Consider the following 1,554-nt stretch of genomic DNA (forward strand, 5'->3'; position numbering starts at 1 on the left):
GCAAGGTGCTGAATGGCGCCCGAGATGCCGATGGCGACGTAAAGCTCGGGGGCGACCACCTTGCCGGTCTGGCCCACCTGCCAGTCGTTCGGGGCGAAGCCCGAATCGACCGCGGCGCGCGAGGCCCCGACGGCGGCGCCCAGCTTGTCGGCCAGTTTCTCGATCAGGGCGAAGTCCTCTTCCGAGCCGACGCCGCGCCCGCCCGAGACCACGACACCGGCCGAGGTCAGCTCGGGGCGGTCGGATTCGGCCACCTTGTCCTCGACCCACTCGGACAGCGCCGGGTTGTCGCCCGCGCCGATGGTTTCGACCGAGGCCGAGCCACCCATGCCCGCGGCGTCAAACGTCGAGGTCCGGAAGGTGATAACCTTCTTTTCATCTTTCGACTTTACCGTCTGTACCGCGTTCCCGGCATAGATCGGGCGCTCGAACGTGTCGGCATCGACCACGCCCGAGACATCGGTCAGCACCATGACATCCAGAAGCGCCGCAACGCGGGGCAGGATGTTCTTGGCATCGGTGGTGGCAGGCGCCACGATGTGGCTGTAGTCGGCGGCCTGTGCCGCGATCAGCGCGGCCACGGGCTCGGCCAGGCGGTGACCGTAAAGATCATCCTCGGCGCAGAGCACTTTCGCCACGCCGTCGATCTTGGCGGCCTCTTCGGCGGCGGCGGCACAACTGGCCCCGGCGCAGAGCACGGTCACATCGCCCAGTTTGGACGCTGCCGACACGGCCTTGGCGGTTGCATCAACGGCCAGTTCACCGTCGTTGATTTCAGCAATCAGAAGAACAGACATTACACGGCCCCCGCTTCTTTGAGTTTGGCAACCAGCTCATCCACCGAGCCGACGATCTCGCCGGCCTTGCGGGCCTCGGGTTCGTCGGTCTTGACGACTTCGAGGCGCGGGCTGACGTCGACGCCGTAATCGGCGGCGGTTTTCTCATCCAGAGGCTTTTTCTTGGCCTTCATGATGTTGGGCAGCGAGGCATAGCGCGGCTCGTTCAGGCGCAGGTCGGTCGAGATGATGGTGGGCATCTTGACCTTGATGGTCTGCAACCCGCCATCCACCTCGCGGGTGACGACGGCGTGGTCGCCTTCGACATCCACGTTGTTGGCATACATCGCCTGGGACCAGCCCAGAAGCGCCGACAGCATCTGCCCGGTGGCGTTCATGTCGTTGTCGATCGCCTGCTTGCCCGTCAGGACAAGGCCCGGCTCTTCTTCCTTGACGACGGCGGCAAGGATCTTGGCCACGGCCAGTGGTTCGATATCGGTGTGCACGTCATCGGCGGCCTCGACCAGAATGGCGCGGTCGGCGCCCATCGCCAGCGCGGTGCGCAGCGTTTCCTGGCTTTGCTTGACGCCGATGGATACGGCGATCACCTCGTCGGCCTTGCCGGCCTCCTTCAGGCGAATGGCCTCTTCGACGGCAATCTCGTCGAAGGGATTCATCGACATTTTGACATTGGCAAGATCGACACCGCTGCCGTCCGCCTTAACACGGACCTTCACGTTGTAGTCGATCACGCGTTTGACAGGCACTAGAACCTTCA

2 protein-coding genes are annotated in these 1,554 nt (G+C 64.2%); both read right to left on the reverse strand.

Annotated features, from left to right (window positions below):
• The coding region (locus RBB32_RS21260) for an electron transfer flavoprotein subunit alpha/FixB family protein (protein WP_306155758.1) at nt 1-797 on the reverse strand (797 nt) is incomplete at its 3' end.
• A partial coding sequence (locus tag RBB32_RS21265) for an electron transfer flavoprotein subunit beta/FixA family protein (RefSeq protein WP_306155759.1) occupies nt 797-1,554 on the reverse strand: 758 nt, incomplete at its 5' end. The genes RBB32_RS21260 and RBB32_RS21265, both read right to left, overlap by 1 nt.

Source organism: Roseovarius sp. MMSF_3281, from assembly GCF_030733685.1.
In the GTDB taxonomy this organism is placed as follows: domain Bacteria; phylum Pseudomonadota; class Alphaproteobacteria; order Rhodobacterales; family Rhodobacteraceae; genus Roseovarius.